The following is a 26,428-nucleotide window of genomic DNA, read 5'->3' on the forward strand; positions in this document are numbered from 1 at the left end:
TCGCCTGAGTCACAACCCAAAAAACTACGCGAGCAGAATGCCTGAGTTCAGGCGCATCGCCCCTGTTTTAAGGCCGTTTTACGGACATAACGTACATGAATTTTTACATATTTAGGCACTGCTTTACCGCCCGTCAAACGTAGCCGGCACCACAGCTGCGCGGCTATTCTACGTGAAATCCGGCTTAACGGCAGACTAAACTCGATATCTTTGCGAATATTTTTTCATATCGCCTGTCAGCAGCTGCGAAGGAGCAAAAAAATCGCCCTGGCCGCCGTTTATCCCTGACTCCGTTAAGGTTTGCCATTCACTTCGGGTTTTTACGCCTGCGGCGAAAACCTGCGTTGACGTTCCCTTGCAGCTTTCGAGCAAACTCTGCACAAACAGCTGATTCTCCTTGCGACGGTCAATATTGCGCACCAGACCGGGATGCAGCTTGATCAGTTCCGGCGACACCACCTTGATGTAGACCGTGCTGACCAGCGTTAACCCCGCCTGGATAATGGCAATACGGCAGCCAAAACCTTTCAGTAAATGAAAGGCGCCGTGCAAGCGGCAGAGATGTTGACCTACATCCGCTTCCGCAAGTTCAAATAAAATACGGTTTCTTTGTGATTTAGTGTATTGCAGCAGCATATCGCGCAGCCAAATCTGGAAAGGACGCTGCAGGAGCGCATCGATCGTCAGCGGTATCGCCAGCGTTTCCTCCGGCCAGGCCTGGATAAAGCTCAGGATGCGGCTTACCAAAATTCGGTCATAACCTTCGGCCATGCCCAGCTGCTGCACCAGCGGCAGATATTCAGCCGCCGCCAGCTCGGTTTTGCCGTCAAAGATCCTCGGCATGATTTCGCGATGGTGCAGCCGCCCTTCCCGCGTTACCGCCGGTTTCTGATACAAACGCGGCCCGCCGCGACTGAGGGTATTTTCCAGCAGCGTGCGCCACTTGACGCTGCCGCGGCTCAGCTCCGGCGCCGGTTTTTCGCTGACCGACCAGTTATTGCCGCCCAGCAGCGCCGCGTGCCGCGTGGCCAGCTCGACGTTTTCCATGACCTGCTGCGTGGTTTGCCCGCTTTGCCAGGCGCTGATGCCGATATGGATCATATCTTCCCGATCCAGCATGCGCGTGGGCGGCAGCGCGTCCACGGCTTTGATCAGCTGGGAGGCGATGCTGTCGGCATCCTTCAGGCTGCGATGCGGCAGCAGAACGGCGAAATCACTGCGGAAATAGCGTGCCAGCAGCGCACCCGGATAGCGCATCACGAAGGTAGACAGCAGGTTCACCAGGCCGAAAAGGTAATCCTGCACGGGCGCATGGCCCCAGTTGTCACGCAGCGTGTCGAGATCCGGCAGGCGGATCATCATTACCATGCCGTGCGCGCCGGCGGTTTCGCTATCTTCCAGCAGCGTGGCCAGCTGGTTGTCGAAGAAAAGGCGGTTATGCAGGCCGGTCATGGGATCCTGCGCGGCGAAAGCCCGGATCAGCGTATCAACGCGATTGCGGCGCTCGGAGGCTTCCTGCAAATCGCCGAGCAGCAGATCCAGCGCGCTGCTGGCCTTGGGCGGCCACTCCAGCACGGAACCCGGGCGCACGGTTTCTCTTTCGCCCCTCAGCACTTTTGCCGCGCGATTTTCCAGCCGCTCCATGCCTTCAAGCTGTCGGTACAGCCAGCGATGCGAGAAAAACAGGATCAGCAGCAGGATGCCGATCGCCAGCACCAGCAGGCTTAAGATGGACGCGCCAATAAAGGACATCAGCCAGGTTTTCGCGCTGTCTATCCAGACGATATGCAGCACGTACCGGGCATGTTTGCTCAGAGGGATAACGCTGTTGCGATAGCGGTTAGGCTCATCTTCCATCAGCGCATCCTGATGGCGGGAAAGGGTTTTAACGGGCTGATTATTTACCATGAAAGTGATGCGAACAACCTGTAAAGGCCCCATCACCTGCGACAGCCCCGGGGCTATCTGGTCAGGAGATTGATGGTCGAGTGCCCTGTCGATGTCGTCCGCCATCGTCTGCAGACGATGCTCAGCGCGCAAATCGCTAAGGTAATAAAAGCTCATTACGCCGCCCACCAGCATGACAAGCATGACCAGTGCGCTGACAAAGGTAATCATTGCGGAGAGTTTGGTGGTTAATCGCATCCTTGTGCTCTTTGGCTACCGTGAAAGAGACGCCGTAGCAAAAAGCAGTAACGGCGAATGGCTTTGCAGAGACCTTCCTCATGCTTTTATGCATCTTAAACAAAATTTTACTGATTGCCGGGAGTATAGTGAGGTCAGACTTTTATTATACCTTTCCGTTCCATTTTCAGGAGATTCTCATGCACGCACTGGTTCTCGAACAGTCCGAAGGCAAAACCCTGGCCACGGTAAAACAGCTCAGCCCGGACGCCCTGCCGCCGGGCGAGGTGACGGTAGATGTCAGCTGGTCAGGCCTGAACTACAAAGATGCGCTGGCGATTACCGGCAAAGGGAAAATTGTCCGGCAGTTTCCGATGGTGCCCGGCATCGATTTTGCAGGCCAGGTGCGCCATAGCGAAGATCCGCGCTTTCATACCGGACAACAGGTGCTGCTGACCGGCTGGGGCGTAGGGGAAAATCACTGGGGCGGCCTGGCGGAACAGGCCAGGGTAAAAGGCGACTGGCTGACGCCGATGCCGGAAGGGCTTGATGGCCGTCGGGCGATGATTATCGGCACGGCTGGCCTGACCGCTATGCTGTGCATCATGGCGCTGGAGGAAGGCGGCGTGCGGCCTGACAGCGGCGAGGTGATAGTGACCGGCGCCAGCGGCGGCGTGGGCAGCACGGCGGTTTCCCTGCTCAGCTCGCTCGGCTATCGGGTGACAGCGGTAAGCGGCAGATCCTCCACCCATGACTATCTTCACCAGCTGGGCGCCAGCGAGATCCTGCCGCGTGAGGCTTTCAGCGCCGACAGCCGACCGCTGGAAAAACAGCGCTGGGCCGGCGCGGTGGATACCGCTGGTGATAAGGTACTGGCGAGCGTGCTGGCGCAGATGAACTACGGCGGCGTGGTAGCGGCCTGCGGCCTGGCGGCCGGGTTTGCATTGCCAACCACCGTAATGCCTTTTATTCTGCGAAACGTGCGCCTTCAGGGCGTCGATTCCGTTACGGCACCCGCAGAGCGTCGCCTTGCGGCCTGGAAAAGGCTGGTTAAAACGCTGCCAGACGCGTTTTATCAGCAGGCGACAACGGAAATTGCGCTGGCCGATGCCGCTGCCAGCGCGGCCAAACTGCTTAATAACGAGATTACCGGCCGGACGCTGGTAAAAATTCGCTAGCGCGTTATATCACCTGGCGTGCCGATCCCGCCAGGTGGTTTTTATCGCGCGCCGCTTGCCGCCCGGCGTAGCGAACCCGCCTTATATTTACCTTTCTTCAACATTCACATAACTGATTACACTTCCTGCTCTCTCAACGGTTTTACGGAGCTGATATTCTGCGCGCCAGCCGCTTTTTTATTCGCTGAATTCGCTTTTTTTGGTCATGCTAAAAAGTGACCGTCTCTGGAGACACAGCCATGAAGCCCGTTGATAAACTCACTGAAAACGATGTTACCCCGGAAAGCATTTTCAACGCCCGGCGTCGCCAGGTAATGAAAGCGCTGGGGATTAGCGCCGCCGCGCTGTCGGTGCCGACGGCCCGCGCCGACGTGCTTTCCTGGCTACAGGGAAAAGGCAAAGAGAGCCAGAAAGCGCCGGCCGGTAAACCGCTCGACTTCAGCAAGCCCGCACAGTATCAGGCCGACTTAGCGTTGACGCCGGAAGATAAGGTAACGGGCTACAACAACTTTTATGAATTCGGCCTGGATAAAGCGGATCCGGCGGCCAACGCCGGCTCGTTGAAAACCGCCGACTGGAAAATCGAGATCGGCGGCGAAGTAATGAAGCCGATGACGCTGGATATGGACGATATCTTTAAGCGGTTTCCGTTAGAGCAGCGTATTTATCGGATGCGCTGCGTAGAGGCCTGGTCGATGGTGGTGCCCTGGATTGGGTTCGAGCTGGGCAAGCTGTTAAAAGCCGCAGAGCCGACCAGCAATGCGCGCTATGTCGCCTTTCAAACGATTTACGCGCCGGAAGAGATGCCGGGCCAGCGCGATCGCTTTGTCGGCGGCGGCATCGATTATCCCTATGTGGAAGGGCTGCGGCTGGATGAAGCGATGCATCCGTTGACCATGTTAACCACCGGCGTTTACGGCAAAGCGCTGCCGCCGCAAAACGGCGCGCCGATCCGCCTGACCGTGCCGTGGAAATACGGGTTTAAGGGCATCAAGTCCATCGTGAAAATTACCCTGGTCAAGGCGCAGCCGCCGACTACCTGGAACCTGCTGGCCTCGAACGAGTATGGCTTCTACGGCAATGTGAATCCGCATGTCGATCATCCGCGCTGGTCGCAGGCTACGGAGCGTTTTATCGGCTCCGGCGGCATTCTGGACGTCAAGCGTCAGCCCACGCTGCTGTTTAACGGCTATGCCGACCAGGTGGCTTCCCTCTATAAGGGATTAGATCTGCGGGAGAACTTCTAGTGCGTCTGACGGGCAAGCAGATCACCGGCCTGAAAGTACTGCTGCATCTGGCCGGTTTTTTACCTTTTCTCTGGCTGATCCTGTCTATTAACCAGGGCTGGCTGAGCGCCGATCCGGCAAAGGATATCCAGCATTTTACCGGCCGGATGGCCCTGAAATTCCTGCTCGGCACGCTGCTGGTCACGCCGCTGGCGCGCTACGGCAGGCAGCCGCTGCTTATCCGCGTCCGTCGCCTGCTGGGACTGTGGTGTTTTGCCTGGGCCACGCTGCATCTGGTCAGCTATTCGCTGCTGGAGCTGGGTATCGCTAACCTCAGCCTGCTGGGTTCGGAGCTGATCTCGCGTCCCTACCTGACGCTGGGGATTATCAGCTGGTTTATCCTGCTGCTGCTGTCGCTGACCTCTTTTCAGAAAGCGCAGCGAAAATTGGGCAAAAACTGGCAAAAGCTGCATAACGCCATTTATCTCGTCCTGATCCTGGCACCTGTCCACTATCTGTGGTCGGTTAAAACGTTCTCGCCCCAGCCCTGGATCTACGCGTCTCTGGCGCTGATCCTGCTGCTGTGGCGCTATAAGAAATTCCGTCAGTGGCTGCGATAAAACGTGCGCCGCCGCGCATAACCGGATGCTTTCTTAGGCGTTTGGTGGATTATCTTCGCTGATACGACCAGTATTTAGCTGCGAATTGCGTTGAAATCGTTATAATGCCCGGTTTTAAACCCGTGCAGGGGCCAAATTTCACCGTGAAAGGTGACAAATGGCTTTTCGCATTGTATTTTGTGCGATGCCTCAATTATCGCAGGAGATAGCAGCAAGATGGCTGAAAAGTTTCACATACTGCTTTTGAATGGTCCCAACCTGAACCTCCTTGGCACTCGCGAGCCGGAGAAGTACGGCAGCACGACCCTTCCCGATCTCGTCAGCGGGCTAACTGCGCAGGCTGACGCGCTCAATGTGAAGCTGAGTCATCTGCAGTCTAACGCGGAACACGCGTTAATTGACCGCATTCATGAGGCGAGAGGCAATGTCGATTATATCGTCATTAACCCGGCGGCCTATACGCATACCAGCGTGGCGCTTCGTGATGCCCTGCTTGCAGTCAGCATCCCGTTTATTGAAGTGCACCTGTCCAATGTGCATGCCCGCGAGCCTTTCCGCCATCATTCTTATCTTTCTGATATTGCTGCTGGCGTAATTTGTGGACTTGGCGTCGACGGTTATTCCTGGGCTTTACAGACGGCGGTTAAACGCCTGTCACAATCTAATTAAACAGAGTACGGAACCACACTAATGGATATTCGTAAGATTAAAAAACTGATCGAACTGGTTGAAGAATCAGGCATTGCTGAACTGGAAATTTCTGAAGGTGAAGAGTCCGTTCGCATCAGTCGTTCCCCGGCCAATTCAGGCTACCCAATGATGCAGCAGGCCTGGGCTGCCCCAATGCAGCCGCAGCCAGCGCTGGCAACCGCCGTGGCACCAGCCACCACGCCAGCGATGGAAGCGCCTGCCGCTGCCGAGATCAGTGGCCACATCGTACGTTCACCAATGGTCGGTACTTTCTACCGCACGCCAAGCCCGGACGCGAAAGCCTTTGTCGAAGTCGGCCAGAAAGTTAACGCTGGCGACACCCTGTGCATCGTTGAAGCGATGAAAATGATGAACCAGATCGAAGCCGATAAGTCCGGCGTGGTAAAAGCGATCCTGGTCGAAAGCGGTCAGCCAGTAGAATTTGACGAGCCGCTGGTAGTCATCGAATAACGAGGCGAACCATGCTGGAAAAAATTGTAATTGCTAACCGTGGTGAAATCGCGCTGCGTATTCTGCGCGCCTGTAAAGAACTGGGCATCAAGACCGTGGCCGTGCATTCAAGCGCCGACCGCGATCTGAAACACGTGCTGCTGGCCGATGAGACCGTTTGTATCGGGCCTGCGCCATCTGTTAAAAGCTATCTGAACATCCCGGCGCTGATCTCTGCCGCAGAGATCACCGGCGCGGTGGCTATCCACCCAGGCTACGGCTTCCTCTCTGAGAACGCCGATTTTGCCGAACAGGTGGAGCGCTCCGGCTTTATCTTTATCGGCCCTAAAGCCGACACCATCCGTCTGATGGGCGATAAAGTTTCCGCCATCACCGCGATGAAAAAAACCGGCGTGCCAACCGTACCAGGTTCTGACGGCTCGCTGGGCGACGATATGGAAAAAAACCGCGCCATCGCTCAACGTATCGGTTATCCGGTTATCGTTAAGGCTTCCGGCGGCGGCGGCGGTCGTGGGATGCGCGTTGTGCGCCACGACAAGGATCTTGAGCAATCCATCAACATGACGAAGGCGGAAGCCAAAGCGGCTTTCAACAACGACATGGTTTACATGGAGAAATTCCTCGAGAACCCGCGCCATATCGAAATTCAGGTACTGGCTGACGGCCAGGGCCACGCCATCTATCTGGCCGAGCGCGACTGCTCCATGCAGCGTCGCCACCAGAAAGTGGTGGAAGAGGCGCCAGCGCCGGGCATAACGGAAGAACAGCGTCGCTTTATTGGCGATCGCTGTGCGAAAGCCTGTATCGATATCGGCTACCGTGGCGCGGGCACCTTTGAGTTCCTGTTCGAGAACGGCGAGTTCTACTTCATTGAGATGAACACCCGTATCCAGGTTGAGCATCCGGTTACCGAGATGATCACCGGCGTCGATCTGATCAAAGAGCAGCTGCGTATCGCTGCCGGTCAGCCGCTGTCGATCAAACAGGAAGACGTAGTGGTTCGCGGCCATGCGGTCGAGTGCCGTATCAACGCGGAAGATCCGAACACCTTCCTGCCAAGCCCGGGTAAAATCACGCGCTTCCATGCCCCTGGCGGCTTCGGCGTGCGTTGGGAGTCTCATATTTACGCGGGCTATACCGTACCGCCGTACTATGACTCCATGATCGGCAAGCTGATCACCTACGGTGAGACGCGTGACGTGGCTATTGCCCGTATGAAGAACGCACTGGCGGAACTGATCATCGACGGCATCAAGACTAACGTCGAGCTGCAGATGAAGATCATGAGCGACGAAAACTTCCAGATCGGTGGCACCAACATCCACTATCTGGAGAAAAAACTCGGCATTCAGGAAACCTGATCCGCCAGAGGTAATAAAGGAAGGCCGGTCTGACCGGCCTTTTTCTTTGCCTGTTACGGGAGGAAAAATGGAAAAACGCTTTGTGCAGGCGCATCGCGAGGCGCGCTGGTCGTTCTGGCTGGCGGTCGCCTATGTGGCCGCCTGGTCGCTGACGGCCGCTTTTGGCGGCAATCAGCCGGGCATCACCGGCCTGCCCCACTGGTTCGAAATGGCCTGTTTGCTGGTGCCGCTGCTGTTTATCTTTTTCTGCTGGCTGATGATCAAACGGATCTTTCGTGATATTTCGCTGGAGGATACGCCGTGAAGGCCGGGATCATTCTGCCCCTTATCGCCTATCTGCTGCTGGTGGCGGCGCTTTCCGTCTACGCGATGCGTAAACGGCGCGAAGGCAACTTTCTTACCGAATATTTTCTCGGCAGCCGCTCGATGGGCGGGTTTGTGCTGGCGATGACGTTGACTACCACCTATATCAGCGCGAGTTCCTTTATCGGCGGGCCTGGCGCCGCCTATAAATATGGGCTGGGCTGGGTGCTGCTGTCGATGGTGCAGGTGCCCGCCGTCTGGCTGTCGCTGGGCGTTTTAGGCAAGAAGTTCGCTATTCTGGCCCGGCGCTATAACGCGCTGACGCTTAACGATATGCTCTACGCCCGCTATCGCAGCCCGCTGCTGGTCTGGTTTGCCAGCCTCAGCCTGCTGATCGCCTTTATTGGCGCGATGACCGTGCAGTTTATCGGCGGCGCGCGGCTGCTGGAAACCGCAGCGGGCATTCCTTACAGCAGCGGCCTGCTGATTTTCGGCGGCGCTATTGCGCTCTATACCGCTTTCGGCGGCTTCCGCGCCAGCGTGCTGAACGATGCCTTACAGGGCGTGGTTATGCTGCTTGGTACCTTTATCCTGCTGTTTGCGGTGATCCATAGCGCAGGCGGGATGCACAGCGCGGTACAGAAGCTGCAGCAGATCGATCCGCAGCTGATTTCGCCAGGCGGCGTGGATAATATCCTCAGCCCGACCTTTCTGGCCTCTTTCTCGGTGCTGGTCTGTTTTGGCGTGATCGGCCTGCCGCATACCGCCGTACGTTGTATCTCGTATAAAGACAGCAAGGCCGTGCATCGCGGCATCCTGCTGGGCACCGTAGTCGTGACCGTACTGATGTTCGGCATGCATCTGGCTGGCGCGCTGGGTCGCGCCGTGATGCCGGGCCTGACCGTGCCGGATCTGGTGATCCCGACGTTGATGATCCACGTTTTGCCGCCGCTGGCCGCCGGGATCTTCCTGGCCGCGCCGATGGCCGCCATTATGTCGACGATCAACGCGCAGCTGTTGCAGTCTTCCGCCACGATCGTCAAGGATCTCTTTTTGCGCGTGCGCCCGCAGCAGTTGGATAACGAGCCGCTGCTCAGAAAGATCTCCGCGACGGTCACGCTGGTGCTGGGCCTGCTGCTGCTGGTGGCGGCCTGGAATCCGCCCGATATGTTGATCTGGCTTAACCTGCTGGCTTTCGGCGGTCTGGAAGCGGTATTTCTGTGGCCGCTGGTGCTGGGGTTATACTGGGAGAAAGCCAATGCTGCCGGCGCACTCAGCAGCATGATCGGCGGCGCGGGCTGCTATACCCTGCTGGCCAGCTTTTCACTGCAGCCGTGGGGGTTTCACCCGATTGTGCCTTCGCTACTGCTGAGCCTGATTGCCTTCGTAATCGGCAACCGTTTTGGCCGCCCTGTCCGGCCTTAGCCTTTATTTGTTTGACTAAAGAGAATCGCAATGCCCTGGATACAAATGAAAATCAACACCACCGGCGACCAGGCTGAAGAGCTGGGCGACGCGCTGATCGAGAACGGGGCTGTCTCGGTCACGTTTCAGGATACGCACGACAATCCGGTGTTTGAACCGCTGCCTGGCGAAACGCGCCTGTGGGGCGATACCGATGCGATCGGCCTGTTTGATGCCGAAACCGACATGCAGGACGTGATTGCCAGTCTGGAACAGCATCCGCTGCTGGGCGTCGGCTTCCACCACAAAATTGAGCAGATAGAAGACAAGGACTGGGAGCGGGAATGGATGGAAAACTTCCATCCGATGCGTTTTGGTCAGCGCCTGTGGATTTGCCCAAGCTGGCGCGACGTGCCGGATCCGAACGCGGTCAACGTGATGCTGGATCCCGGCCTGGCGTTTGGCACCGGCACCCATCCCACGACGGCGATGTGCCTGAGCTGGCTGGACGGCCTGGATCTGGCCGGTAAAACCGTGATCGATTTTGGCTGCGGCTCCGGCATTCTCGCTATCGCGGCGCTGAAGCTGGGTGCGGCACAGGCTATTGGTATCGACATCGATCCGCAGGCGATCCAGGCCAGCCGTGACAATGCCGAGCGCAACGGCGTGTCGGAACGTCTGTCGCTTTACCTGCCTCACGAGCAGCCAGAGAACCTCAGCGCAGATGTCGTGGTCGCTAATATCCTTGCCGGCCCGCTGCGTGAGCTGGCGCCGCTTATCAGCGTGCTGCCGGTTTCCGGCGGTCATCTGGGTCTTTCCGGCGTGCTGGCGAGCCAGGCGGACGGCGTGTGCGAAGCCTATGCGGATAAGTTCGTGCTCGATCCGGTGGCGGAAAAAGAAGAGTGGTGCCGCATTACCGGCGTGCGTCGCTAAACGATCGGTTTCCAGGGACGGATTCAGATAGATTTCCTCTACCATAGGCTTATTATCAGCAGGGTTATTTAATCGCGCCGGCCTGTGCCGGCTACTTCAAGGGATAATGAAGATGAGAAGATATGCTCTGCTGTTCTCCTGCCTTGCCGCTTTGCCCGTCATGGCTGAACCGGCTATTCACTGGTCTTATGAAGGCCAGGGCTCGCCTGAACACTGGGCCGAGCTGGGTGATGAGTTTCAAACCTGTAAAACCGGCCAGTATCAGTCCCCCGTCGATATTACCCGGGTTATTGACGGCAAGCTGCCGCCGCTGGGCATAAACTTTCATACCGATACCAAAACCATTGTTAACAATGGCCACACTATCCAGGTTACGGTGAAGGACAGCGACGATTTTCAGCTTGATAATGACGCATTCGTGCTTAAACAGTTCCATTTTCACGCGCCCAGCGAAAATCACCTTTTCGGCAAAAGCTTTCCGCTTGAAGCGCATTTTGTTCATGCCAACAAGCAAGGCGAGCTGGCCGTGCTGGCCGTTATGTTTGAAACCGGCGCTGAAAACAGCGCGCTTAAGCCGCTGCTCGCGTCCCTGCCCGCACAGCAAAACCAGGTTGAAACCATGAAGCAAAGCATGGATCTCGCCACGCTTTTTCCCGCCGGGAAACACTACTACCGCTTTAGCGGTTCGCTGACTACGCCGCCCTGCACGGAAGGCGTGCGCTGGCTGATTCTGAAGCAGCCCGTTACGCTCTCTCCGGCCCAGCTGGCGGTTTTTGAGCACGCGCTTAAACATGCTAATAATCGCCCCTTGCAGCCTCTGCACGGTCGAATAATTGCCGAATAGCAGTACGCTATTTCGCCTTTTTTTGCAGGCGTATGGCGGCGCTTGTCTCGCTTAGAGCCTGAAGCGCCGCAATTTATAGTGTTAACTGCTTCACAAAAAAAGAAAAATATTTGTTCATCATTTAATCGTTAAAATTCAATCTATTGTTAAATAAGGATATTTATTCGTCTCACCGTCTCCGCAGGCCGACAATGCCGGTTTGAAGGGGGAATTGTTCAAAGTTTGGCCTTTCATCTTCTTAAAAAAATGCGTAATATACGCCGCCTTGCGAACACACTATGGTCACTTTTTTTTCATGCGCATAGGAAACCACCAGCTTCGCAATCGCCTGATTGCAGCACCAATGGCCGGAATTACCGACAGGCCTTTCCGGACGCTTTGTTACGCAATGGGCGCTGGTATGACCGTATCGGAGATGCTGTCGTCAAACCCGGAAGTCTGGGCCAGCGACAAATCCCGACTGCGTATGGTACACAGTGATGAGCCCGGTATTCGTACCGTGCAGATTGCCGGTTGTGATCCTGATGAGATGGCTGAAGCCGCGCGCATTAACGCTTTATCGGGCGCGCAGGTTATCGATATCAACATGGGCTGTCCGGCTAAAAAGGTGAATCGGAAAATGGCGGGCTCTGCCCTGCTGCAGCATCCAGAGCTGGTAAGGTCTATCCTTTCAGCGGTGGTCAATGCGGTGGATGTGCCCGTTACGCTAAAGATTCGCACCGGCTGGGACGTGGACAACCGCAATTGTGTTGAGATTGCCCAATTGGCTGAACGTTGTGGCATTCAGGCCCTGACCATTCACGGACGCACACGCGCGTGTTTGTTCAACGGCGAAGCTGAATATGACAGCATTCGGACAGTTAAGCAGAGTGTCTCTATCCCCGTTATCGCGAACGGAGACATTACTGACCCGCACAAAGCCAGAGCCGTGCTTGACTATACGGGGGCAGATGCCCTGATGATAGGACGCGCGGCTCAGGGAAGACCGTGGATCTTCCGGGAAATCCAGCATTATCTGGACACTGGGGAGCTGCTGGCACCAATGCCACTGGCTGAAGTAAAGCGCTTGCTCATTGGGCACCTACGGGAACTGCACGACTTTTATGGTCACCGCAAAGGATACCGTATTGCCCGGAAGCACGTCTCCTGGTATCTCCAGGAGCACGCCCCAAACGACCAGTTTCGGCGCACATTCAACGCCATTGAGGATGCCAGCGAACAGCTGGAGGCGTTGGAGGCATACTTCGAAAAACTTGCATAATAGAAATAAAGAGCTGACAGAACTATGTTCGAACAACGCGTAAATTCTGACGTACTGACCGTTTCAACCGTTAACTCCCAGGATCAGGTGACTCAAAAGCCTCTGCGTGACTCGGTCAAACAGGCACTGAAGAACTATTTTGCTCAACTGAATGGTCAGGATGTTAATGACCTGTATGAGCTGGTTTTGGCTGAAGTGGAACAGCCACTGTTGGACATGGTGATGCAATATACCCGTGGCAACCAGACCCGTGCAGCCCTGATGATGGGTATCAACCGCGGTACGCTGCGTAAGAAACTGAAAAAATACGGCATGAACTAAGTTTCGGTTCATTGTGACGGAGGCGCTACGTACTGTTAGCGCCTTTTTTAATGGCCGCCGTTCAGACAAAATTGTCTTGATTGTGTAAATAACAGACATTTACCTCAACTTCCTGCCAATCTCGTTGTCCTATACCCTGTACCGCTACGGATTAACGTCTTTATGCGCTACATCTTCCATGCACGCATAAAGAGAGATATATGAAGGTATCCCCCCGCTTTACCCGCAGCCTGATGCACCCTCGTTACTGGATCACCTGGGCTGGTCTGGGACTGCTGTTTTTACTGGTTCAGCTGCCGTTTCCGCTTCTGCAAAAGCTGGGAACCTGGATGGGCCGTACTTCAATGCGGTTTTTAAAGCGCCGTATCCGCATTACCCGTCGTAACCTTGAGCTCTGCTTCCCGGATATGCCGGAAGCGCAAATCGAGCAGCGTATCGTACGCAATTTTGAATCGCTGGGAATGGGCCTGCTGGAAACCGGTATGGCCTGGTTCTGGTCCGATCGCCGGGTGAAGCGCTGGTTTACCGTTAACGGCCTGCACAATTTACAGGCGGCACAACAAGAAGGCCGCGGCGCGCTGATTATCGGCGTGCATTTTATGTCGCTGGAGCTGGGCGGCAGGGCCATGGGCCTTTGTCAGCCGATGATGGCGATGTATCGCCCGCATAACAACAAGCTGATGGAATGGGTACAAACCAAAGGACGGATGCGTTCCAATAAGGCGATGATTAACCGCCGCGATCTGCGTGGCATGGTGCAGGCGTTGAAACAGGGTGAAGCCGTTTGGTTTGCGCCCGATCAGGACTACGGCCCGAAGGGCAGCGTGTTCGCGCCGCTGTTTGCCGTACCGCAGGCGGCTACCACCAGCGGCACCTGGATGCTGGCCCGCATGGCTAAGCCAGCCATGATCACCGTTGTGCTGATCCGTAATGACGACGGCAGCGGTTATGAACTGGTGATCCAACCTGAACTGAAAGATTACCCCATTGCCGATGAGCAGCAGGCTGCTGCCTATATGAATAAGGTGATTGAGACGGAGATCATGCGTGCGCCCGAGCAGTATATGTGGCTGCACCGCCGCTTTAAAACGCGTCCTGATGGCGCACAGCCACTTTACTGAGGCGTCTTAACGTTTATGAACCAGCCCGCAGCGGCTGGTTTTTTTTGCCTCTCTTTTGCTTGCGTCTTCTGCCTTCTGCCTCTCTTCTGCCTGCTTCTGCCTTCTGCCTCTCTTCTGCCTGCTTCTGCCTTCTGCCTCTCTTCTGCCTGCTTCTGCCTTCTGCCTTCTGCCTTCTGCCTTCTTCTGCCCTCAACTTCTGTCTTCCGCTTTTGCTTATGCTTCTGCTTCTGCTTCTGCTTCTGCTTCTGCTTCTGCTTCTGCGTTTCTGCCTTCCCCTGCAGCTACCAACTTGCCGCTTCCTGCTTCTGGCTTGTCCTTCCTGCTTGCTCTTTGCTCTTTGCTCTTTGCTCTTTGCTCTTTGCTCTTTGCTCTTTGCTTCTTGCTGCTTGCTGCTTGCTGCTTGCTGCTTGCTGCTTGCTCCTTACTCCTTGTTCCTTGCTCCTTGCTCCTTGCTCCTTGCTCCTTGCTCCTTGCTCCTTGCCGCAACAATAATCGCGCTTTTGCTCACACCGCGTAAATTTTAAGAAACATTTCGCACCATTTGTGACCAGCCGCGCGGCTTTTGCCTCTGTTTGGTGCGCAATATTAGGCAAACTTTCTATACGCTTCCGATTATTAACAAACCTTTCCATGAAATTCAGGATGCTGCAAATCTGGCATTGCCTTTGCAGTGTCGTGGATGGCTCTTGCCACAGACAGGAAAAGTGCACCGCAGCGTGCACTAAAACATAACAAAACGCTTACGCCACACAGGATGCTTTATGAAAAAAATGATGCTCTCCACTTTGGTGGCCGCTGCAGCGCTGTTTGCAGTCGCTAATCAGGCCCATGCCGGTGCTACGCTGGATGCGATTAAAAAGAAAGGGTTTGTGCAGTGCGGGATCAGTGACGGCCTGCCTGGCTTCTCGTTTGCGGATGCCAGCGGTAAATTTAGCGGTATCGATGTGGATGTTTGCCGTGCCGCAGCGGCGGCCGTGTTTGGCGATGCGACAAAAGTAAAATACACCCCGTTAACGGCTAAAGAGCGCTTTACCGCTCTGCAATCCGGCGAAGTCGATATCCTTTCCCGCAATACTACCTGGACCTCCTCGCGCGATGGCGGTATGGGCTTTATTTTTGCCGGCGTAAATTACTATGACGGTATTGGTTTTTTGACTCACCAGAAAGCGGGCCTTAAAAGCGCGAAAGAACTGGATGGCGCCACGGTTTGTATCCAGGCGGGAACGGATACCGAACTGAACGTCGCCGACTATTTCAAAGCCAACAAAATGCAGTACACGCCTGTGACCTTCGATCGCTCTGACGAATCGGCAAAAGCACTGGATACCGGCCGCTGCGATACGCTGGCCTCTGACCAGTCGCAGCTGTATGCCCTGCGCATCAAGTTAGGCAAGCCGGACGAATTTATCGTGCTGCCGGAAGTGATTTCAAAAGAGCCTTTAGGGCCGGTGGTTCGCCGTGGCGATGATGACTGGTACACCATCGTTAAGTGGTCGCTGTTTGCGATGCTGAACGCGGAAGAGATGGGCATCACCTCAACGAACGTTGACCAGATGGCCGCTAAGCCTTCCACGCCGGATATGGCGCACCTGCTGGGTTCAGAAGGCGATTTCGGCAAGGATCTCAAGCTGAATAACAAATGGGCTTTCAATATCATTAAACAGGTAGGCAACTATCAGGAAGTATTCGATCGTAACGTCGGTAAAGACAGCCAGCTGAAAATCGCACGTGGTCAGAATGCGCTGTGGAACAAAGGCGGCATTCAGTACGCGCCACCGGTACGTTAATTCCCGCTGCAACAGGGCGCCAATCGGCGCCTTCGTCAGAATTTTCGTGACTGAGGTTTCAACATGTCTCAACGCCCGTCCGTAAAAAGGGATATCTCCTTTAGCAATCCTGCGGTGCGCGCCTGGCTGTACCAGATTATCGCCGTGGTGCTGGTGCTGGCCGTAGCTGGCTATCTTATCCACAATACGGTGATTAACCTGGCCAACCGCGGCATCACCTCCGGCTTTGGCTTCCTGGAGCGCAGTGCGGGCTTCGGCATCGTTCAGCATCTTATCGATTACAGCGAAGCCGATACCTATGCCCGCGTCTTTTTGGTCGGCCTGACCAATACGCTGCTGGTCTCCGCGCTCTGTATTGTATTCGCCTCTTTGCTGGGCTTTTTCATTGGCCTTGCCCGCCTGTCGGATAACTGGCTGCTGCGCAAGCTTTCAACCATCTATATCGAAATCTTCCGCAATATTCCGCCGCTGCTGCAAATCTTCTTCTGGTACTTTGCCGTGCTGCGCAACCTGCCGGGCCCACGCCAGGCGATGAACGCCTTCGATCTGGCCTTCATCAGTAATCGCGGCCTTTACATTCCCTGGCCGGCATACGCCCCTGGCACATGGCCTTTTCTTCTCTCCCTGCTGCTTGCTGCGGCATGCAGCGTTGCGCTGTTTCGTTATAACCGTAGCTATCAGTTGAAAACGGGCCAGCTGAGGCGTAGCTGGCCTGCCATCCTGGCTATGTTCATTGTTTTCCCTTTGCTCGCTCATCTGGCTTTTGGCGTGCCGATGCACTGGGATGTACCGCTGCTGCGCGGCTTCAATTTCCGCGGCGGTTTTGTGCTGATCCCGGAGCTGGCGGCGCTGACGCTGGCGCTGTCTATCTATACCTCTTCTTTTATTGCTGAGGTGATCCGTGCCGGGATCCAGTCCGTACCGCACGGGCAAAGTGAAGCAGCTCGCTCGCTTGGTCTGCCGAATCCGGTCACGCTACGTCAGGTTATTATTCCTCAGGCGATGCGCGTCATTATCCCGCCGTTGACCAGCCAGTATCTGAACATTGTTAAGAACTCCTCGCTGGCGGCGGCAATCGGCTATCCCGATATGGTGTCGCTGTTTGCCGGCACGGTGCTGAACCAGACGGGACAGGCCATTGAAACCATCGCGATCACTATGGGCGTTTACCTGATTATCAGCCTGTTGATTTCGCTGTTGATGAATATCTATAACCGCAAAATACGGCTGATTGAGCGTTAAGAGAACGGAATAACTATGACTTTAGCCACGCATGATACGCAGCCTGTGCCGGTAAGTTCTTTTACGCGAGCCGTGAAATGGGCCAGAAAAAATCTGTTCTCAAGCTGGGGCAATTCGCTGCTGACGCTGTTCTGCCTGTGGGTGATCTGGAGTGTGATACCGCCAGCGCTGAACTGGCTGATTTTTCAGGCTAACTGGATCGGCACTACCCGCGCGGACTGTACCAAAGATGGCGCCTGCTGGGTGTTTATCCATGCCCGCTTTGGCCAGTTTATGTATGGTCTTTATCCTCATGAGCTGCGCTGGCGCATTAATCTGGCCCTGGTTATCGGCCTGCTCAGCATCATCCCGATGTTTATTAAGTCACTCCCGCGCCGGGGAAGTTATATCGCCGTATGGGCAATTGTTTATCCTGTGGTGGTATGGGTTCTGCTTTATGGCGGCTTCTTTGGGCTTGAACGCGTTGAAACGCGCCAGTGGGGCGGACTCACGCTGACGCTGATTATCGCCTCCGTGGGTATCGCTGGCGCACTGCCGCTCGGTATCCTGCTTGCGCTGGGACGCCGCTCCACAATGCCAGTAGTGCGCTCTCTGTCGATTATCTTTATCGAGTTCTGGCGAGGTGTTCCCCTGATCACGGTGCTGTTTATGTCCTCGGTAATGCTGCCGCTGTTTATGGCGGAAGGCAGCAGCATCGATAAACTAATCCGGGCGTTGGTAGGCGTGATCCTTTTCCAGTCGGCTTATGTAGCAGAAGTGGTACGCGGCGGTTTACAGGCGCTGCCGAAAGGACAGTATGAAGCCGCCGAGTCGCTGGCGCTGGGCTACTGGAAAACGCAGGGGCTGGTTATCCTGCCCCAGGCGCTAAAAATGGTCATCCCCGGCCTCGTCAATACGATTATCGCGCTTTTTAAAGATACCAGCCTGGTGATTATCATCGGGCTTTTCGATCTCTTCAGCAGCGTCCAGCAGGCTACGGTCGATCCCGCCTGGCTTGGTATGTCCACCGAAGGGTACGTTTTTGCCGCGCTGGTTTACTGGATTTTCTGTTTTAGCATGTCGCGCTACAGCCAGTATCTGGAAAGGCGTTTTCACACCGGGCGCACGCCGCACTGAGGCTTACAATGACTAATTCTTTGATTCAATCGGATGAAGCGATGATGATTACGCTGGAAAAAGTTAACAAATGGTATGGGCAGTTTCATGTGCTGAAAGACATTAATTTGCAGGTAAAAGCACGCGAACGCATCGTTCTTTGCGGCCCTTCCGGCTCCGGAAAATCCACCACTATCCGCTGTATCAATCATCTGGAAGAGCATCAGCAGGGTCGTATTGTTGTGGATGGCATCCACCTGAACGATGATTTACGCAATATTGAGCGTGTACGAACGGAAGTCGGCATGGTGTTTCAACACTTTAACCTTTTTCCGCACCTGAGCGTGCTGCAAAACTGCACGCTGGCGCCGATTTGGGTACGCAAAACGCCAAAGAAAGAGGCTGAAGCACTGGCGATGCACTATCTGGAGCGCGTACGCATTGCGGAACATGCGCACAAGTTTCCCGGCCAGCTTTCTGGTGGTCAGCAGCAGCGTGTGGCTATTGCCCGTTCGCTTTGCATGAAGCCCAAAATCATGTTGTTTGATGAGCCGACTTCCGCGCTGGATCCCGAAATGGTAAAAGAAGTGCTGGATACCATGATTGGTCTGGCGGAAGACGGCATGACCATGCTCTGCGTGACGCATGAGATGGGCTTTGCCCGCACCGTGGCGGATCGGGTGATCTTTATGGATCGTGGGGAAATCGTTGAGCAGGCACCGCCGCAGGAGTTCTTCTGCGCACCAAAATCGGAGCGAACCCGGGCTTTTCTTTCGCAGGTTATTCATTAAAACCGATACTGACAACGACCGGCTTAGCCGTGCAAATCTGATGCGAAGACCGAAGCCCTGGTATTTTACCGGGGCTTTTTACTGTTCAGTTTGGCGCTGAGCCGGGGCTGAATAGACGTGGGGACGGGATCGCGCCGCAGAGGGCCGGCGGCGGCCGCTTTTCTGACCGTTTTAAAATAAGGTCGGCGGCCACGGCCGCATTATCAACGTCCGGCAAAAGGTCCGGGAGCCGTAGCGGGGCCGAAAGAGAAGGCGGACGCGCGTTTTACGGGTACGGAAACGGGTGCATTCCACAGCGTGCAGCACGGACGCAGGCAGCGGTCACGCAGAGAGTTTCCGGCCCACAAACGCAAAAAACCCCGACCGTGAGGTCGGGGCTGTTGCAATTTGATGCCTGGCAGTTCCCTACTCTCGCATGGGGAGGCCCCACACTACCATCGGCGCTACGGCGTTTCACTTCTGAGTTCGGCATGGGGTCAGGTGGGACCACCGCGCTAAAGCCGCCAGGCAAATTCTGTTTCCCACGCCGCCCTGAGGCCGCGCGGGTTTATCCGTGAACAGGCTGAAAATTGTCTGCGTCTCTCAGACGCCCGCCAGAACGCTTCTGGCGTTGTAAGGTTAAGCCTCACGGGTCATTAGTACCGGTTAGCTCAACGCATCGCTGCGCTTACACACCCGGCCTATCAACGTCGTCGTCTTCAACGTCCCTTCAGGTGGCTTAAAGCCACAGGGAGAACTCATCTCGAGGCAAGTTTCGCGCTTAGATGCTTTCAGCGCTTATCTTTTCCGCACTTAGCTACCGGGCAGTGCCATTGGCATGACAACCCGAACACCAGCGGTGCGTTCACTCCGGTCCTCTCGTACTAGGAGCAACCCCTCTCAATTCTCCAGCGCCCACGGCAGATAGGGACCGAACTGTCTCACGACGTTCTAAACCCAGCTCGCGTACCACTTTAAACGGCGAACAGCCGTACCCTTGGGACCTACTTCAGCCCCAGGATGTGATGAGCCGACATCGAGGTGCCAAACACCGCCGTCGATATGAACTCTTGGGCGGTATCAGCCTGTTATCCCCGGAGTACCTTTTATCCGTTGAGCGATGGCCCTTCCATACAGAACCACCGGATCACTATGACCTGCTTTCGCACCTGCTCGAGCCGTCACTCTCGCAGTCAAGCCAGCTTATGCCATTGCACTAACCTCACGATGTCCGACCGTGATTAGCTGACCTTCGTGCTCCTCCGTTACTCTTTGGGAGGAGACCGCCCCAGTCAAACTACCCACCAGACACTGTCCGCACCCCGGATTACGGGGCCACGTTAGAACACCAGCCATTAAAGGGTGGTATTTCAAGGACGGCTCCACGCGGACTGGCGTCCACGCTTCGAAGCCTCCCACCTATCCTGCACATCAAGGACCAGTGTTCAGTGTCAAGCTGTAGTAAAGGTTCACGGGGTCTTTCCGTCTTGCCGCGGGTACACTGCATCTTCACAGCGATTTCAATTTCACTGAGTCTCGGGTGGAGACAGCCTGGCCATCATTACGCCATTCGTGCAGGTCGGAACTTACCCGACAAGGAATTTCGCTACCTTAGGACCGTTATAGTTACGGCCGCCGTTTACCGGGGCTTCGATCAAGAGCTTCTCCTTGCGGATAACCCCATCAATTAACCTTCCGGCACCGGGCAGGCGTCACACCGTATACGTCCACTTTCGTGTTTGCACAGTGCTGTGTTTTTAATAAACAGTTGCAGCCAGCTGGTATCTTCGACTGGCCTCGGCTCGGGGAGCAAGTCCCTCCACCTACGCGCCAGCGTGCCTTCTCCCGAAGTTACGGCACCATTTTGCCTAGTTCCTTCACCCGAGTTCTCTCAAGCGCCTTGGTATTCTCTACCTGACCACCTGTGTCGGTTTGGGGTACGATTCCGTGTTACCTGGAGCTTAGAGGCTTTTCCTGGAAGCAGGGCATCTGTTGCTTCAGCACCGTAGTGCCTCGTCGTCACGCCTCAGCCTTGAAGTGTTCCGGATTTGCCTGGAACACAAGCCTACACGCTTAAACCGGGACAACCGTCGCCCGGCCAACATAGCCTTCTCCGTCCCCCCTTCGCAGTAACACCGAGTACAGGAATATTAACCTGTTTCCCATCGACTACGCCTTTCGGCCTCGCCTTAGGGGTCGACTCACCCTGCCCCGATTAACGTTGGACAGGAACCCTTGGTCTTCCGGCGAGCGGGCTTTTCACCCGCTTTATCGTTACTTATGTCAGCATTCGCACTTCTGATACCTCCAGCAGACCTCACAGTCCACCTTCGACGGCTTACAGAACGCTCCCCTACCCAACAACGCATTCGCGTCGCTGCCGCAGCTTCGGTGCATGGTTTAGCCCCGTTACATCTTCCGCGCAGGCCGACTCGACCAGTGAGCTATTACGCTTTCTTTAAATGATGGCTGCTTCTAAGCCAACATCCTGGCTGTCTGTGCCTTCCCACATCGTTTCCCACTTAACCATGACTTTGGGACCTTAGCTGGCGGTCTGGGTTGTTTCCCTCTTCACGACGGACGTTAGCACCCGCCGTGTGTCTCCCGTGATAACATTCTTCGGTATTCGCAGTTTGCATCGGGTTGGTAAGCCGGGATGGCCCCCTAGCCGAAACAGTGCTCTACCCCCGAAGATGAGTTCACGAGGCGCTACCTAAATAGCTTTCGGGGAGAACCAGCTATCTCCCGGTTTGATTGGCCTTTCACCCCCAGCCACAGGTCATCCGCTAATTTTTCAACATTAGTCGGTTCGGTCCTCCAGTTAGTGTTACCCAACCTTCAACCTGCCCATGGCTAGATCACCGGGTTTCGGGTCTATACCCTGCAACTTAACGCCCAGTTAAGACTCGGTTTCCCTGCGGCTCCCCTATACGGTTAACCTTGCTACAGAATATAAGTCGCTGACCCATTATACAAAAGGTACGCAGTCACCCCCATAAAGAAGGCTCCCACTGCTTGTACGTACACGGTTTCAGGTTCTGTTTCACTCCCCTCGCCGGGGTTCTTTTCGCCTTTCCCTCACGGTACTGGTTCACTATCGGTCAGTCAGGAGTATTTAGCCTTGGAGGATGGTCCCCCCATCTTCAGACAGGATATCACGTGTCCCGCCCTACTCTTCGAACCCACAATAAGCATGCCTTTGTGTACGGGAGTATCACCCTGTACCCTGCGACTTTCCAGACGCTTCCACTGACACACAAACTGATGATGGTTCCGGGCTGTTCCCCGTTCGCTCGCCGCTACTGGGGGAATCTCGGTTGATTTCTTTTCCTCTGGGTACTTAGATGTTTCAGTTCCCCAGGTTCGCCTTGCAGCACTATGTATTCATGCTGCAATGATGCACAAGTGCACCGGGTTTCCCCATTCGGGTATCGTCGGTTGTTGCGGTTCATATCACCTTACCGACGCTTATCGCAGATTAGCACGCCCTTCATCGCCTCTGACTGCCAGGGCATCCACCGTGTACGCTTAGTCACTTAACCTCACAACCCACAAGCGTCCCGAAAGACGGTTGTCAGCTGCAAGCATTTGAGAGACTCGAACATATCGTTGACTTCATTCTTATTACGGAGAATGAAAACGACATGTCGTTTCAATTTTCAGCTTGTTCCGGATTGTTAAAGAGCAAATATCTCAAACGTGACTCGGCTTTTTATGCCGGGAATCAGTTTTGAGATACTTCGTGGAGACACCTTTCACCTGTCACCAAGCAAGTGGCGTCCCCTAGGGGATTCGAACCCCTGTTGCCGCCGTGAAAGGGCGGAGTCCTAACCGCTAGACGAAGGGGACGTGAAATTTGCTTTGCGAATCACCGATTCGCTTATTTCACGTAAAGGCAAGATTTTCTCAAGAAAATCGCGCGACAGATTCTTTTGTCGCTTTACCCCCAACGCGTTAACGCCTTGCTCATTACTTTTCTATCAGACAATCTGTGTGAGCACTACGCACGAAGGTATCTTCAGGTAAGGAGGTGATCCAACCGCAGGTTCCCCTACGGTTACCTTGTTACGACTTCACCCCAGTCATGAATCACAAAGTGGTAAGCGCCCTCCCGAAGGTTAAGCTACCTACTTCTTTTGCAACCCACTCCCATGGTGTGACGGGCGGTGTGTACAAGGCCCGGGAACGTATTCACCGTGGCATTCTGATCCACGATTACTAGCGATTCCGACTTCACGGAGTCGAGTTGCAGACTCCGATCCGGACTACGACGCACTTTATGAGGTCCGCTTGCTCTCGCGAGTTCGCTTCTCTTTGTATGCGCCATTGTAGCACGTGTGTAGCCCTGGCCGTAAGGGCCATGATGACTTGACGTCATCCCCACCTTCCTCCGGTTTATCACCGGCAGTCTCCTTTGAGTTCCCGACCGAATCGCTGGCAACAAAGGATAAGGGTTGCGCTCGTTGCGGGACTTAACCCAACATTTCACAACACGAGCTGACGACAGCCATGCAGCACCTGTCTCAGAGTTCCCGAAGGCACCAAAGCATCTCTGCTAAGTTCTCTGGATGTCAAGGCCAGGTAAGGTTCTTCGCGTTGCATCGAATTAAACCACATGCTCCACCGCTTGTGCGGGCCCCCGTCAATTCATTTGAGTTTTAACCTTGCGGCCGTACTCCCCAGGCGGTCGACTTAACGCGTTAGCTCCGGAAGCCACTCCTCAAGGGAACAGCCTCCAAGTCGACATCGTTTACGGCGTGGACTACCAGGGTATCTAATCCTGTTTGCTCCCCACGCTTTCGCACCTGAGCGTCAGTCTTTGTCCAGGGGGCCGCCTTCGCCACCGGTATTCCTCCAGATCTCTACGCATTTCACCGCTACACCTGGAATTCTACCCCCCTCTACAAGACTCTAGCCTGCCAGTTTCAAATGCAGTTCCCAGGTTAAGCCCGGGGATTTCACATCTGACTTGACAGACCGCCTGCGTGCGCTTTACGCCCAGTAATTCCGATTAACGCTTGCACCCTCCGTATTACCGCGGCTGCTGGCACGGAGTTAGCCGGTGCTTCTTCTGCGGGTAACGTCAATCGACGCGGTTATTAACCGCATCGCCTTCCTCCCCGCTGAAAGTACTTTACAACCCGAAGGCCTTCTTCATACACGCGGCATGGCTGCATCAGGCTTGCGCCCATTGTGCAATATTCCCCACTGCTGCCTCCCGTAGGAGTCTGGACCGTGTCTCAGTTCCAGTGTGGCTGGTCATCCTCTCAGACCAGCTAGGGATCGTCGCCTAGGTGAGCCGTTACCCCACCTACTAGCTAATCCCATCTGGGCACATCCGATGGCGTGAGGCCCGAAGGTCCCCCACTTTGGTCCGAAGACGTTATGCGGTATTAGCTACCGTTTCCAGTAGTTATCCCCCTCCATCGGGCAGTTTCCCAGACATTACTCACCCGTCCGCCACTCGTCACCCAAGAAGCAAGCTTCTCTGTGCTACCGTTCGACTTGCATGTGTTAGGCCTGCCGCCAGCGTTCAATCTGAGCCATGATCAAACTCTTCAATTAAAAGTTCGATTTGCTGCAACAAGTGCAGCGATGCTCAAGTGTAAAACGTCATAATGAATTTCATTATGTGTTCACTCTTAAGACTTGATATTTTTTTTGCGTCCGGAGACGCTTGATATCAATCCTGCGAGTGCCCACACAGATTGTCTGATAAATTGTTAAAGAGCGTTGCGAGCAGTGCTTTCGCTTCCTGCCGCGAGGTGGCGTATATTACGCTTTCCTCCTTCAGAGTCAACCTCTTTTTCAGAAGTTTTTCTCCGGCGATTCAGCTTCCTGAACCTCCTGAGCCGCTGGCTGTAAGCCGTTGTGCCGTCTCAGTGGTTGCGCATTATAGGGATCCGTTCGGATAGCACAACCCTTTTTTTGATCTTTCTTTTCGACCGCTGATTTTTCACGCTTATCGTTGTGATAACGGACAATTTGCACAAAAATAGCGCTGATTTTAGTGAAGTTATTGATCGTTATTAGCCTGGGATGCCAGGCTTCATGGATCCTTTTATAAATGAGAGGCAGTTATGTCCGGAAATTTACGTCCTTATAAAGATACGTATCCCCAATGCGGCGAACGCGTCATGGTCGATGCTTCAAGCGTGGTGGTTGGTGAGGTGCAGTTAAATGATGACGTCAGTATCTGGCCGTTGGTTGCCATCCGGGGGGATGTAAATCGCGTTGTTATCGGTAAACGCAGTAATATTCAGGATGGCAGCGTACTGCATGTTACCCACAGGTCTTCTGCTAACCCGGAAGGCTTTCCGCTGATGGTCGGGGAAGATGTTACGGTTGGCCATAAGGCCATGCTCCATGGTTGCAGCATTGGTAATCGTGTACTGGTTGGCATGGGCTCGATACTGCTGGATGGCGTAATAGTAGAAGACGACGTCATAATTGGTGCAGGTAGCCTGGTACCGCCGGGTAAACGGCTGGCCAGCGGCTTTCTTTATTTAGGCAGCCCGGTAAAACAGATTCGGCCGCTTACTGAAGCTGAAATCAGCGGCCTGCTTTATTCATCTAACAACTATGTGAAATGGAAAGATGACTATCTGGCTCAGGAAAGCCAGATCCAGCCCTGAGCGTCTTCCTTTTCCGCCTTGATCGCCGCTTCTGCTTCCTCCTCCAGATCCCAACGATGTTGGCGGAAGCTTTCTATTACTTCTTTATCTTTACCAAAGCGGCGGATCAGCAATTCGCCGTCAATGGCGCAAAGGATCTGAAAGCCGTTGACCAAAGCGGGAAAGCAGATGGCGTTCGCCGACTCATCCCACCATTCACGATCGGGAAACAGGATCGCCTGGTTCATCCCTGAAGTTCCGCCTGCAAAGCAGCAATGACGGGCGCGACATCAGGAAACACATCGTGCCATAAAAAGAATGACCACGCCGCCTGCCCTACCAGCATGCCCAGCCCGTCCGCCCTATGCGTTGCGCCCCGCTCCCGGCACCAGTGCAGAAACGGCGTTGCGCCAGGCTGATAAAACATATCGTAGCAGCGGGTTTGCGGGCCGATTAGCGATGCCGGTATAGCCGGTATTTCTCCGCCAACGCCGCTGGAAGTGGCATTGATAATAAGATCAAACTGCCTTGCCTCCAGGCTGTCCATCGGTTCGGCAGTGATTTCGCCAGCCTGCCGAAAAAGCTCAGCTAATGTCTGCGCCTTCGCCAGCGTGCGGTTAGTAATAGTCAGATCACAGCGCAAAGACAGCAGAGGCAGGATCACACCGCGAGCAGCGCCGCCCGCGCCCACCAGCAGTACCCGGTCGCCAGGCTTGATCAACGACAGTCTTTCTAAATCGGTCAGCAGACCAATCCCATCGGTGTTATCGCCCAGCAGCCGCCCGTCGTCCAGCTTCTTTATAGTATTGACCGCGCCCGCCAGCGAAGCCCGCTCGGTCAGTTCATCCACCAGCCGGTAAGCCTGCTCTTTAAAAGGCAGCGTCACGTTAGCGCCCGCGCCGCCCTGAGCAATAAAGTCCGCTACTGAACGATCAAATTCATCCACCGGCGCGCAAATACGACCATAGGGATGAGGGATGCTGGTCTGCTCTGCAAAAAGCTGATGGATCCGTGGCGACTTGCTGTGATTAATCGGATTACCGAATACCGCAAAATTTCGCAT

22 protein-coding genes, 1 tRNA gene and 3 rRNA genes are annotated in these 26,428 nt (G+C 55.0%); 18 read left to right on the forward strand and 8 right to left on the reverse strand.

Annotated features, from left to right (window positions below; genetic code table 11):
* Window positions 1–195 precede the first annotated feature (195 nt).
* On the reverse strand, window positions 196–2,145 hold the full coding sequence (csrD, locus tag ACVWZ0_RS20110; protein ID WP_253457804.1) for an RNase E specificity factor CsrD: 1,950 nt from the start codon (window positions 2,143–2,145) through the stop codon (window positions 196–198).
* Between the two features lie 179 nt (window positions 2,146–2,324).
* Here csrD and acuI point away from each other — a divergent pair, with 179 nt between their 5' ends.
* From acuI to lpxP, 13 genes are all read left to right on the forward strand, one after another.
* Complete coding sequence (acuI, locus tag ACVWZ0_RS20115) at window positions 2,325–3,302, forward strand: acrylyl-CoA reductase (NADPH) (RefSeq protein ID WP_253457801.1); 978 nt, start codon at window positions 2,325–2,327, stop codon at window positions 3,300–3,302.
* 239 nt (window positions 3,303–3,541) lie between these two features.
* Window positions 3,542–4,549, forward strand: coding sequence for a protein-methionine-sulfoxide reductase catalytic subunit MsrP (msrP, locus tag ACVWZ0_RS20120; protein WP_253457798.1), 1,008 nt, complete (start codon window positions 3,542–3,544; stop codon window positions 4,547–4,549).
* Window positions 4,549–5,148, forward strand: coding sequence for a protein-methionine-sulfoxide reductase heme-binding subunit MsrQ (msrQ, locus tag ACVWZ0_RS20125; RefSeq protein WP_253457796.1), 600 nt, complete (start codon window positions 4,549–4,551; stop codon window positions 5,146–5,148). Before msrP ends, msrQ begins: the two co-directional genes overlap by 1 nt.
* A gap of 216 nt (window positions 5,149–5,364) precedes the next feature.
* Window positions 5,365–5,817, forward strand: a complete 453-nt coding sequence (gene aroQ / locus ACVWZ0_RS20130; RefSeq protein WP_199746318.1) for a type II 3-dehydroquinate dehydratase — start codon at window positions 5,365–5,367, stop codon at window positions 5,815–5,817.
* Window positions 5,818–5,838: 21 nt separating this feature from the next.
* On the forward strand, window positions 5,839–6,309 hold the full coding sequence (gene accB, locus ACVWZ0_RS20135; protein ID WP_125287048.1) for an acetyl-CoA carboxylase biotin carboxyl carrier protein: 471 nt from the start codon (window positions 5,839–5,841) through the stop codon (window positions 6,307–6,309).
* An 11-nt stretch (window positions 6,310–6,320) separates the two neighbouring features.
* The gene (gene accC / locus ACVWZ0_RS20140) at window positions 6,321–7,670 is read left to right on the forward strand and encodes an acetyl-CoA carboxylase biotin carboxylase subunit (protein WP_253457793.1); all 1,350 of its coding nucleotides are present in this window, start codon (window positions 6,321–6,323) and stop codon (window positions 7,668–7,670) included.
* A 67-nt stretch (window positions 7,671–7,737) separates the two neighbouring features.
* The gene (locus tag ACVWZ0_RS20145; protein WP_125287046.1) at window positions 7,738–7,974 is read left to right on the forward strand and encodes a YhdT family protein; all 237 of its coding nucleotides are present in this window, start codon (window positions 7,738–7,740) and stop codon (window positions 7,972–7,974) included.
* Complete coding sequence (panF, locus tag ACVWZ0_RS20150; protein ID WP_253457790.1) at window positions 7,971–9,398, forward strand: sodium/pantothenate symporter; 1,428 nt, start codon at window positions 7,971–7,973, stop codon at window positions 9,396–9,398. The genes ACVWZ0_RS20145 and panF overlap by 4 nt, the downstream gene beginning before the upstream one ends.
* 30 nt (window positions 9,399–9,428) lie before the next feature.
* Window positions 9,429–10,310 carry a 50S ribosomal protein L11 methyltransferase gene (prmA, locus tag ACVWZ0_RS20155; RefSeq protein ID WP_253457787.1) on the forward strand — a complete coding sequence of 294 codons (882 nt, stop codon included), beginning with the start codon at window positions 9,429–9,431 and terminating at the stop codon, window positions 10,308–10,310.
* A 112-nt stretch (window positions 10,311–10,422) separates the two neighbouring features.
* Window positions 10,423–11,154: a carbonic anhydrase gene (locus ACVWZ0_RS20160; RefSeq protein ID WP_367317853.1), complete on the forward strand. Its 732-nt coding sequence runs from the start codon at window positions 10,423–10,425 to the stop codon at window positions 11,152–11,154.
* A 295-nt stretch (window positions 11,155–11,449) separates the two neighbouring features.
* Window positions 11,450–12,415 (forward strand): tRNA dihydrouridine synthase DusB, encoded by a 966-nt coding sequence (gene dusB / locus ACVWZ0_RS20165; protein WP_125287483.1) that lies wholly within the window; start codon window positions 11,450–11,452, stop codon window positions 12,413–12,415.
* Between the two features lie 24 nt (window positions 12,416–12,439).
* Entirely contained in the window at window positions 12,440–12,736 is a 297-nt protein-coding gene (gene fis / locus ACVWZ0_RS20170) for a DNA-binding transcriptional regulator Fis (protein WP_000462905.1), read from the forward strand.
* 200 nt (window positions 12,737–12,936) lie between these two features.
* The gene (lpxP, locus tag ACVWZ0_RS20175; protein ID WP_253457781.1) at window positions 12,937–13,857 is read left to right on the forward strand and encodes a kdo(2)-lipid IV(A) palmitoleoyltransferase; all 921 of its coding nucleotides are present in this window, start codon (window positions 12,937–12,939) and stop codon (window positions 13,855–13,857) included.
* A gap of 281 nt (window positions 13,858–14,138) precedes the next feature.
* On the opposite strand, the gene ACVWZ0_RS20180 is transcribed toward lpxP, so the two are convergent.
* Window positions 14,139–14,489: a hypothetical protein gene (locus ACVWZ0_RS20180; protein ID WP_253457778.1), complete on the reverse strand. Its 351-nt coding sequence runs from the start codon at window positions 14,487–14,489 to the stop codon at window positions 14,139–14,141.
* A gap of 129 nt (window positions 14,490–14,618) precedes the next feature.
* On the opposite strand from ACVWZ0_RS20180, the gene ACVWZ0_RS20185 reads away from it, so the two are divergent.
* From ACVWZ0_RS20185 to ACVWZ0_RS20200, 4 genes are all read left to right on the forward strand, one after another.
* Window positions 14,619–15,644, forward strand: a complete 1,026-nt coding sequence (locus ACVWZ0_RS20185) for an amino acid ABC transporter substrate-binding protein (protein ID WP_125287040.1) — start codon at window positions 14,619–14,621, stop codon at window positions 15,642–15,644.
* A gap of 63 nt (window positions 15,645–15,707) precedes the next feature.
* On the forward strand, window positions 15,708–16,886 hold the full coding sequence (locus ACVWZ0_RS20190; RefSeq protein ID WP_253457775.1) for an amino acid ABC transporter permease: 1,179 nt from the start codon (window positions 15,708–15,710) through the stop codon (window positions 16,884–16,886).
* Between the two features lie 15 nt (window positions 16,887–16,901).
* A complete protein-coding gene (locus ACVWZ0_RS20195) occupies window positions 16,902–18,002 on the forward strand; it encodes an amino acid ABC transporter permease (protein WP_253457773.1) in 1,101 nt (366 codons plus the stop codon).
* A gap of 8 nt (window positions 18,003–18,010) precedes the next feature.
* Window positions 18,011–18,772, forward strand: a complete 762-nt coding sequence (locus tag ACVWZ0_RS20200; RefSeq protein ID WP_301289653.1) for an amino acid ABC transporter ATP-binding protein — start codon at window positions 18,011–18,013, stop codon at window positions 18,770–18,772.
* A gap of 392 nt (window positions 18,773–19,164) precedes the next feature.
* Here ACVWZ0_RS20200 and rrf read toward each other — a convergent pair.
* The 4 genes from rrf to ACVWZ0_RS20220 all read right to left on the reverse strand — a co-directional run bounded on the left by rrf (window position 19,165) and on the right by ACVWZ0_RS20220 (window position 24,316).
* A 5S ribosomal RNA gene (gene rrf, locus ACVWZ0_RS20205) occupies window positions 19,165–19,280 on the reverse strand.
* A gap of 106 nt (window positions 19,281–19,386) precedes the next feature.
* Window positions 19,387–22,293, reverse strand: a 23S ribosomal RNA gene (locus ACVWZ0_RS20210).
* Window positions 22,294–22,525: 232 nt separating this feature from the next.
* Window positions 22,526–22,600: transfer RNA gene (locus ACVWZ0_RS20215), tRNA-Glu, on the reverse strand.
* A gap of 174 nt (window positions 22,601–22,774) precedes the next feature.
* Window positions 22,775–24,316 (reverse strand): 16S ribosomal RNA (locus ACVWZ0_RS20220).
* Together the 16S, 23S and 5S rRNA genes with 1 tRNA gene alongside form the textbook arrangement of a ribosomal RNA operon.
* A 515-nt stretch (window positions 24,317–24,831) precedes the next feature.
* Here ACVWZ0_RS20220 and ACVWZ0_RS20225 point away from each other — a divergent pair.
* Window positions 24,832–25,386, forward strand: a complete 555-nt coding sequence (locus ACVWZ0_RS20225; protein ID WP_253457770.1) for a gamma carbonic anhydrase family protein — start codon at window positions 24,832–24,834, stop codon at window positions 25,384–25,386.
* On the opposite strand, the gene ACVWZ0_RS20230 is transcribed toward ACVWZ0_RS20225, so the two are convergent.
* Together ACVWZ0_RS20230 and aroE are read right to left on the reverse strand one after the other, a co-directional pair.
* Entirely contained in the window at window positions 25,362–25,613 is a 252-nt protein-coding gene (locus tag ACVWZ0_RS20230) for a DUF1488 family protein (protein WP_253457767.1), read from the reverse strand. The two genes, ACVWZ0_RS20225 and ACVWZ0_RS20230, sit on opposite strands and share 25 nt — an antisense overlap.
* Complete coding sequence (gene aroE, locus ACVWZ0_RS20235; protein ID WP_253457765.1) at window positions 25,610–26,428, reverse strand: shikimate dehydrogenase; 819 nt, start codon at window positions 26,426–26,428, stop codon at window positions 25,610–25,612. Before aroE ends, ACVWZ0_RS20230 begins: the two co-directional genes overlap by 4 nt.

The sequence above is a fragment of the Erwinia sp. TECH1 genome, assembly GCF_054057575.1.

Bases quoted from the DNA above. Each gene is read 5' to 3' on its own strand.
- csrD (WP_253457804.1), bottom strand. From the start codon at position 2,145: ATGCGATTAACCACCAAACTCTCCGCAATGATTACCTTTGTCAGCGCA.
- acuI (WP_253457801.1), top strand. From the start codon at position 2,325: ATGCACGCACTGGTTCTCGAACAGTCCGAAGGCAAAACCCTGGCCACG.
- msrP (WP_253457798.1), top strand. From the start codon at position 3,542: ATGAAGCCCGTTGATAAACTCACTGAAAACGATGTTACCCCGGAAAGC.
- aroQ (WP_199746318.1), top strand. From the start codon at position 5,365: ATGGCTGAAAAGTTTCACATACTGCTTTTGAATGGTCCCAACCTGAAC.
- accB (WP_125287048.1), top strand. From the start codon at position 5,839: ATGGATATTCGTAAGATTAAAAAACTGATCGAACTGGTTGAAGAATCA.
- accC (WP_253457793.1), top strand. From the start codon at position 6,321: ATGCTGGAAAAAATTGTAATTGCTAACCGTGGTGAAATCGCGCTGCGT.
- ACVWZ0_RS20145 (WP_125287046.1), top strand. From the start codon at position 7,738: ATGGAAAAACGCTTTGTGCAGGCGCATCGCGAGGCGCGCTGGTCGTTC.
- prmA (WP_253457787.1), top strand. From the start codon at position 9,429: ATGCCCTGGATACAAATGAAAATCAACACCACCGGCGACCAGGCTGAA.
- ACVWZ0_RS20160 (WP_367317853.1), top strand. From the start codon at position 10,423: ATGAGAAGATATGCTCTGCTGTTCTCCTGCCTTGCCGCTTTGCCCGTC.
- dusB (WP_125287483.1), top strand. From the start codon at position 11,450: ATGCGCATAGGAAACCACCAGCTTCGCAATCGCCTGATTGCAGCACCA.
- fis (WP_000462905.1), top strand. From the start codon at position 12,440: ATGTTCGAACAACGCGTAAATTCTGACGTACTGACCGTTTCAACCGTT.
- lpxP (WP_253457781.1), top strand. From the start codon at position 12,937: ATGAAGGTATCCCCCCGCTTTACCCGCAGCCTGATGCACCCTCGTTAC.
- ACVWZ0_RS20180 (WP_253457778.1), bottom strand. From the start codon at position 14,489: ATGGAAAGGTTTGTTAATAATCGGAAGCGTATAGAAAGTTTGCCTAAT.
- ACVWZ0_RS20185 (WP_125287040.1), top strand. From the start codon at position 14,619: ATGAAAAAAATGATGCTCTCCACTTTGGTGGCCGCTGCAGCGCTGTTT.
- ACVWZ0_RS20190 (WP_253457775.1), top strand. From the start codon at position 15,708: ATGTCTCAACGCCCGTCCGTAAAAAGGGATATCTCCTTTAGCAATCCT.
- ACVWZ0_RS20195 (WP_253457773.1), top strand. From the start codon at position 16,902: ATGACTTTAGCCACGCATGATACGCAGCCTGTGCCGGTAAGTTCTTTT.
- ACVWZ0_RS20200 (WP_301289653.1), top strand. From the start codon at position 18,011: ATGACTAATTCTTTGATTCAATCGGATGAAGCGATGATGATTACGCTG.
- ACVWZ0_RS20225 (WP_253457770.1), top strand. From the start codon at position 24,832: ATGTCCGGAAATTTACGTCCTTATAAAGATACGTATCCCCAATGCGGC.
- ACVWZ0_RS20230 (WP_253457767.1), bottom strand. From the start codon at position 25,613: ATGAACCAGGCGATCCTGTTTCCCGATCGTGAATGGTGGGATGAGTCG.
- aroE (WP_253457765.1), bottom strand. From the start codon at position 26,428: ATGCGAAATTTTGCGGTATTCGGTAATCCGATTAATCACAGCAAGTCG.